The 7,507-nt window shown below is 31.1% G+C and carries 8 protein-coding genes; 6 read left to right on the top strand and 2 right to left on the bottom strand.

Features of this window, described 5'->3' with window-relative positions; translation table 11 throughout:
* Positions 1 to 10 precede the first annotated feature (10 nt).
* The gene (gene rpmB / locus JJE11_RS00840) at positions 11 to 202 is read right to left on the bottom strand and encodes a 50S ribosomal protein L28 (protein WP_165413696.1); all 192 of its coding nucleotides are present in this window, start codon (positions 200 to 202) and stop codon (positions 11 to 13) included.
* A gap of 196 nt (positions 203 to 398) precedes the next feature.
* Between rpmB and JJE11_RS00835 the strand changes: the two genes are divergently transcribed.
* The 6 genes from JJE11_RS00835 (at position 399) to JJE11_RS00810 (ending at position 6,280) form a co-directional block, all read left to right on the top strand.
* Entirely contained in the window at positions 399 to 749 is a 351-nt protein-coding gene (locus JJE11_RS00835) for an Asp23/Gls24 family envelope stress response protein (RefSeq protein WP_291632345.1), read from the top strand.
* A gap of 13 nt (positions 750 to 762) precedes the next feature.
* On the top strand, positions 763 to 2,406 hold the full coding sequence (locus JJE11_RS00830) for a DAK2 domain-containing protein (RefSeq protein ID WP_291632344.1): 1,644 nt from the start codon (positions 763 to 765) through the stop codon (positions 2,404 to 2,406).
* 78 nt (positions 2,407 to 2,484) lie between these two features.
* Positions 2,485 to 4,521, top strand: a complete 2,037-nt coding sequence (gene recG, locus JJE11_RS00825) for an ATP-dependent DNA helicase RecG (protein ID WP_291632343.1) — start codon at positions 2,485 to 2,487, stop codon at positions 4,519 to 4,521.
* 76 nt (positions 4,522 to 4,597) lie between these two features.
* A complete protein-coding gene (rsmD, locus tag JJE11_RS00820; protein WP_291632342.1) occupies positions 4,598 to 5,161 on the top strand; it encodes a 16S rRNA (guanine(966)-N(2))-methyltransferase RsmD in 564 nt (187 codons plus the stop codon).
* An 86-nt stretch (positions 5,162 to 5,247) separates the two neighbouring features.
* Complete coding sequence (gene coaD, locus JJE11_RS00815) at positions 5,248 to 5,745, top strand: pantetheine-phosphate adenylyltransferase (RefSeq protein WP_291632341.1); 498 nt, start codon at positions 5,248 to 5,250, stop codon at positions 5,743 to 5,745.
* 10 nt (positions 5,746 to 5,755) lie between these two features.
* The gene (locus JJE11_RS00810) at positions 5,756 to 6,280 is read left to right on the top strand and encodes an ATPase (protein ID WP_291632340.1); all 525 of its coding nucleotides are present in this window, start codon (positions 5,756 to 5,758) and stop codon (positions 6,278 to 6,280) included.
* Here the strand turns inward: JJE11_RS00810 and ylbJ are convergent.
* Entirely contained in the window at positions 6,263 to 7,405 is a 1,143-nt protein-coding gene (gene ylbJ, locus JJE11_RS00805; RefSeq protein ID WP_291632351.1) for a sporulation integral membrane protein YlbJ, read from the bottom strand. The two genes, JJE11_RS00810 and ylbJ, sit on opposite strands and share 18 nt — an antisense overlap.
* Between the last annotated feature and the right edge of the window lie 102 nt (positions 7,406 to 7,507).

The raw sequence follows: 7,507 nt of genomic DNA, 5'->3' as shown, positions 1-7,507 counted from the left end.
TATTTCTTAATTATATAGCACGTTGTACTTTACCTGAACGAAGACATCTAGTACATACATGTATAGATTTAGGCGTTCCGCTAACTATAGCTTTAACTTTTTGAATATTTGGAGCCCATTTTCTCTTTGATTCACGGTGTGAGTGACTATACTGGCTACCGGAAATAACACCTTTATTGCATATTTCGCATTTTCTTGACAATGAAAACACCTCCTTAAGACTACGAAGAAAAAAATCTTCTCAATTGAAACACGCATTATTGTAACATATAAACTATTACTCTTGCAAGTTAAATGGGGGATTATTAGTAATTAAATTAATTATAAAATAAATTTTCTTGAATAAATCATGATTATAATATAAAATAATCTATATAGCGGTATAAGGAGGAATTACAATGAAAGGTAACATTAAGAATGCGAATGGTATTATATATTATTCAGAGGAGGCATTAGCTAATATAGTTGGTATCTCTACAACAGAGTGTTATGGAGTTGTAGGCATGGCGTTAAAAGATGCTAAGGATGGATTTTGGCAATTAATAAAGAACGATGGTTTAAATAAAGGAGTAAAAATTCATTCTAAGGAAAACCAACTATTTATTGAATTATACATAATAGTTGAATATGGCACAAAAATTTCAATAATAGCAAATAATATAATTCAAAAAATAAGATATAACGTTGAAAATTATACAGGACTGAAGGTTGCAGCAATAACAGTGAATGTCCAAGGTGTAAGGGTCTAAGGAGGTATGGATTGTGGAATACTTAAAAATTAACGGACAACATTTCCGTAATATGGTAATAAATGCATCTAATAGGTTAGAGGAAGAAAAAGAATATGTAAATTCACTAAATGTATTTCCTGTTCCAGATGGAGATACAGGTACTAATATGTCAATGACATTTAAAGCAGCAGTGCAAGAAATTGAAAGCATGTCGACGGAGTCTATTTCAGATATATCACAGAAGATAGCTAGAGGCGCGCTAATGGGTGCAAGAGGCAATTCAGGGGTCATACTGTCACAAATATTTAGAGGCGTTGCAAAAGGACTAGAAGGCATACAAGAAGCTACTCCTGAAGAATTTGCTGAAAGTATCTTGGAAGGTGCTAATTTTGCATATAAGGCTGTTATGAGACCTACTGAAGGAACAATTCTAACTATTATTAAAGCAGCCGGTGAAAGTGCAGTTAATAGTGGAGCCGAGAACGTTGTTACGCTTATGCAACATGTTTGCAAGCACAGTGAAATTATGCTAGATAAAACTCCAGATATGCTGCCGGCATTAAAGGAAGCAAAAGTAGTTGATGCAGGTGGGATGGGGCTTCTAATATTGTTTAAAGGAATGTATGAAGCCCTAAACAATAATATGGAAGTTTCAATTAATAAATTAGACAAGCAAAGTACTAAATCAAAAACAATATCATCTGTGATTCCAGATATGCCTGTAGATATAAAGTATGGATACTGCACTGAACTTTTAGTTATCGCTGAAAATGTTGATACTAAAGAATTAAAGAATTATTTAGAAGCCCTTGGAGACTCAATGGTAGTAGTTTCACAGGATGAATTTCTTAAAATCCATATACACACAAATGACCCAGGATTGGTGCTTTCAAAAGCAGTAACACTAGGTGAGCTCTCTAAGATAAAAGTTGAAAATATGAGAGAACAACATAAAAATTTATTAGGCCTTGAAGATGCAGAAGCTCAGGAACCGGTAAAAGCGAATACTTTTGAAAATAAGAAATATGGTTTTATATCTGTTGCACTTGGAGAAGGAATCAAGAATATTTTTCAGGACTTAGGTGTGGATGTAGTGATACAAGGCGGGCAAACTATGAATCCAAGTACACAAGATATATTAGATAGTATCAATAAAGTTAACGCGGAAAACATATTTGTATTACCTAATAATAAGAATATACTTATGGCAGCGCTTCAAGCTGTTGAACTGTCAGATAAAAATGTAATAGTTATTCCATCGAAAACTATCCCCCAAGGTATAACTGCTGTAACAATGTTTAATGCAGAAGTTAGTGTAGAAGAAAATGAGAAAACATTAAAAGAAGCAATTAGAAATGTTGCAACGGCGTCTGTGACATATGCTGTTAAAGACACTGAGGCTGATGGTAACATAATAAAAGAAGGAAATATTTTAGGCTTAGTTGAGCAACATATTAAAGAAGTTGGAACAGATATTTATAAAGTTTGCGAAGACGTCATAGATAGTATGATTACAGAAGATAGTGAACTTATTACAATTTTCTATGGAGAAGATTGTATAATAAGCGAAGTGGAAGAATTTATTTCTGTTTTAGAGCATAAATACCCGGACATAGACATTCAACATTATAATGGGAAACAACCAATATATTATTTTATTGCTTCAGTTGAATAAAAGCCCTAGGGCTTTTATTATTTTCATGCCCCTAATGAATAGAACTATTATTAAAATCGTATTTTTGGAGTGGTATTTGTGGATATTTATAGTGATATAAAATATATAAAGGGTGTTGGACCTAAAATGGCAGAAAATTTGAATAAGTGTGGAATTTTTAAAGTATTAGATCTGCTATTATATTTTCCGCGAGATTATGAACATGTATCTGTCGAGAAAAGTATTGTAGAGTGTTTAGTAAGTGAAAAAGTTATTGTAGAGTGTACTGTTTTAAATATATTAAAAGACCTTAGACTTAAAAATAATAAGACTCTTTCTACCATAGTATTTTGTCAAGGTGATATTAAATTCAAAGGTAAGTGGTTTAATCAACCATATGCAAAAAATAGTTTTAAAATTTCAAATAGTTATTTTATCACAGGCAAAGTGGATAAATTTAAGGAAGAAATCACTATTATGAATCCCAAAATAGTAAAAAACACATCAATGGATACAAATAATATTGTGGCTGTATATCCACTTAAAAATAATGTTACAAATAATTTTTTCAATAAAATTATATCTGATATGCTGTGTAACATTCAAATAACAGAAAATTTGCCTAAATGGCTTCTGGAAAAATATGATTTTTATTCTTTAGATGAGGCAACTCGAAGCATACACAGCCCTAAAAGTTTAACATCTCTTAATGAAGCTAAGAGAAGGCTTAAATTTCAAGAATTATTTACATATTCACTAAAAATATTAATGCTCAAAGAGTTTATAAAATCTCATAATGAGGGTATTCAATTTAAAATAGCTCCGGAACTTACAACTTTAAAGCAGAAACTTCCTTTTCAGCTGACCAAGTCACAAAGTAAAGTTGTACGGGAAATTTTAATAGACCAAAAGAAAGATATTGGTATGAATAGGCTTTTGCAAGGGGATGTTGGAAGTGGTAAAACTATAGTTGCTATAATTACTATGTTTAATGTGGTAAAAAATGGTTATCAAGCAGCCATGATGGCACCAACTGAAATTCTAGCAAAGCAACATTACGAAGAAATTCAAAATGTATTAAAAGATTTTCCACTTACAATACAACTATTAAGTGGAAGTACAACACCAAAAAACAAAGAATTAATTAAACAGGAGTTAAAAAGTGGAGCCATTGATATTATTATTGGAACTCATGCACTTATTGAAGATAATGTAGAATTTAGAAATTTAGGCATGATTGTTACTGATGAGCAGCATCGATTTGGAGTAGCACAAAGAAATAGATTTTCTAACAAAGGGAAAAACATAGATATATTAGTTATGACAGCGACTCCAATTCCGAGAACACTATCTTTATATTTATATGGTGATTTGGACGTATCTATTATAGATGAATTGCCCCCAGGAAGACAGAACATTGATACGAGCTATGAAAGTATGTCGCAAAGTAGGCACGTGTATGAGTTTGCTTTAAGTGAAGTTAATAAGGGAAGACAGGTTTATATAGTTTGTCCGCTCGTAGAAGAAAATGAAGAAATGAAGTTAAGTTCCGTCCAGAAACTTTATGAAAAATTAAAAGAAGCATATTTTAGTTCTATTGAAATTGGAATGGTATATGGTAAAATGCATAGTAAAAATAAAAATGAAATCATGGATAAATTTAAAACTGGTGAAATTAAAGTGCTGATTTCAACTACAGTAATTGAAGTTGGAGTAAATGTGCCAAATGCTACAGTTATGATAATAGAAAACTCAGAACGATTTGGGCTTGCACAGCTTCACCAACTTAGAGGTAGGGTAGGAAGAGGAACCCATAAGTCCTATTGTATCCTACTGGCGAATATAACAAACAATATAGTGAAAAGAAGATTAGATATACTAATAAAAAGTAATGACGGTTTTTTTATTGCAGAAGAAGATTTAAAAACCAGAGGTGCCGGAGAACTATTTGGATTTAAGCAGCATGGTGAATCAGGTTTAATTTTAGCCGATGTAATTGAAGATATTAATATATTAAAACTTGCAAATAGTGAGGCGAGAAAATTAATACATAGTATTAATAGTGAAGATATGAAGGTGAAGAATGAAATAATTAAAAAAATCGAACAAAGTTCTAATTACATTTGTTTCAATTAGGGAAAAATATCTTTGTATAAGTTACATATATATGTTAAAATATTATCGAAACTGGCTTAGATGGAGGGATAAATATATGAGAATTATTGCAGGAAGTGCAAGAGGGAGAAAGTTATTGTCCCCTGTTGGGATGGGAACGAGGCCTACATTAGATAGAATAAAAGAAGCTATTTTTAATATAATCCAAAATAGAGTGCGTAATGCTATAGTAGTGGATATGTTTTCAGGTACCGGTAGCTTAGGCCTCGAGGCAGCAAGCAGAGGAGCGGATAAATGCTATCTGATTGATATGGGCGATACTACGTTTGATATGCTACAGAAAAATGTGGAAAATTTAAATTTTAATGATAAATGTAAGTGTTTAAAAGGTGACACATATAAATACATGCAACAGTTTGCAGATGAAAAAGTTGTTTTTGATTTAATTTTTATAGACCCGCCATATGCTAAAGATATGATTCCACCTGCTATTGAGATTATTGCAAAAAATAGCCTTTTAAGTAAAGATGGATTGATTGTTTGTAAAATAGATTCTTCAGAAGAGGTTTATGAAGGAAATTCTATTATTCATCTATCTGATTTAAGGAAATATGGTAACACTACTGTATTGTTTTACGAATACAAGGGAGCTAGTAATTAAGAATTATTAGCTCCCTAAAAGGAATACATGGGGATAACAATGCATAATTGGTATCTACCATAGAGGAACATATGGAGGAAAGTAACATGGAAAAAGCAATTTGCCCTGGAAGTTTTGACCCAATAACTAACGGACATTTAGATATTATTGAGAGGGCTTCAAGAGTTTTTGATGAATTAATCGTAGGAGTACTTGTTAACCCAGAGAAAAAATGTCTCTTCTCTGTGGATGAGAGAGTAGAACAGTTAAAAAACGTATTGAAAGATTTGCCTAATGTACAAGTAAAGAAGTTTAGCGGTTTACTTGTTCACTTAATGAATAAAGAGGGTGCAGGAATCATTGTGAAAGGACTCAGAAGTGTTTCAGATTTTGAATATGAGTTTCAAATGGCATCAATGAATAATATATTGGATCCAAGTAAGGAAACTGTGTTTATGATGGCAAAGACCGAATATTGCTATGTAAGTTCTTCTTCAGTTAAGCAAGTTGCGATGCTTGGAGGATCTATTAAGGGGTTAGTACCGGATGAGATTATTCCAGATGTTGTGAGAAAGATTAATTTTAAGGCACAATCAAATATATAGGGGGGGAAATATGGATGTTATAAAGCTTTTGGAATATCTTCAAGAAATTATTGAAAGTTCGTCTAAAATACCGGTTACAGGTAAGTCAGTTATAAATAAAAAAGAAATATTGGATATAATTGATCAAATTATAAATCACTTGCCAGAGGAATTTAAGAAGGCTCAGTGGGTATGCGATGAAAAAGAACGAATTATTGTTGATGCAAAAAAACAAGCTAAGATTTTTGAGGATGAGACCATTGATAAAATAAGAAGAAGGGTAGAAAAGCAAGATTTAGTTAAAGAAGCGCAAACTAGAGCAGAAGAAATTATAGCAGCGGCTCAGAGAGATGCTAAAATTATGAGGCTTGGAGCTAAAGACTATGCTGATGAAATATTATCCCAATTAGATAAAGAGATTGAATTAAAAGGTCAAAAAATGCTTCAAAAGATTAAAAGTGATGTTCAAGAATTTTTAACTTCTCTACAGGGAGAAGTTACAGATACCACAACTTCAATAAGAGAAAATGTAAAAGAATTAAGAAGTATGAAATAGTTTAAGTATATTTACAAGCAGCAGGGGGATAAATAAAATTATTAATATTAAGAGATATAAATTACTGCCGTTGTATATACTCATATTATTAAAGGTAAAGATAGATGAGGTCTGCAGAAAAATAATATATAGAATTAGCGTTAAAATTGAAGAAATTATGCCTTGAATAAACTTACGAGCAATATATTTTTTTATTGAGACATCATATTTATAGGTATAGCTATAAACTTGAGAAATGATAGACAAGCCACTGAAAGCAATTAAAAAACTTAAGGCTGAAAGCTTTATATATAGATTTGTATTACCGGAAGTTATTAAATAGCAGCCATTAGTCATCTCTAACATTCCGAGTAATAAACCTTCTATAAAGTTCCCAGATGAGCCAATAATTAAAGAGAACTTTGTAAGGACAATGTGAAATATGGCATTGTCTTTAATTATTCCTGTTATTACGGAAAACACTACGATAAAACCACCTATATTTAAGGAGTTTTTCATGGCATCCTCAATACTATTCTTTAATATCATACCAATATTTTTATTTGGCGGTTTGTCTTTAGAGAAAGTGGTGCTTCTATATTTTATTTTATAAAAGGAATTCTTTGAGGGAATAATAAATCCCATGAAAATGCAGGATATAATGTTAGATAGTAATAATATATAACCAATTTTAGTACTTACCATCATAGAAGAGCCTACTGCACCTATAATAAATAGAGGGCTTGAATTAGAAGCGATATTTAGCAGTCTTTCACAGGTATTTAAATCAATTATGTTTTTTTTGTATAAATCGCAGGTATACCTTGCGCCCAGAGGGTAACCGCATAATAAACTAACCAAGAGTACAAAGGTACATTCTTTAGGTAGTTTTAAGGGTTTACAAATTATGTTTCCTAATAATTTAGAATAAATATGAATACCATCGTAGCTTATTATAATATTTATTACAACTAAAAATGGAAAAAGAGAAGGGAAAACCGCATTGAAGAATAGTTTTGCGCCAGATAGAGTGTATTTGATACAAACATCTGGTGCTAATATTATTTGAAGAATAATAAGAGAACAAATTATTGTTATTGAAAGATCTATATTTAAAGTCTTAAACAATTTAAACAATAAGAGCATTATAGAAATTAATAATATAATTAATAGAAACGTCAATCTTAAACCCCTTTTTAAAGTATTACAGTATTAAATATATATAAATTTTCATAATATTATGTATCG

This window comes from Clostridium sp., from assembly GCF_016650095.1.
GTDB lineage: Bacteria > Bacillota > Clostridia > Clostridiales > Clostridiaceae > Clostridium_AD.
This window is presented reverse-complemented; position numbering and strand designations above follow the sequence as displayed.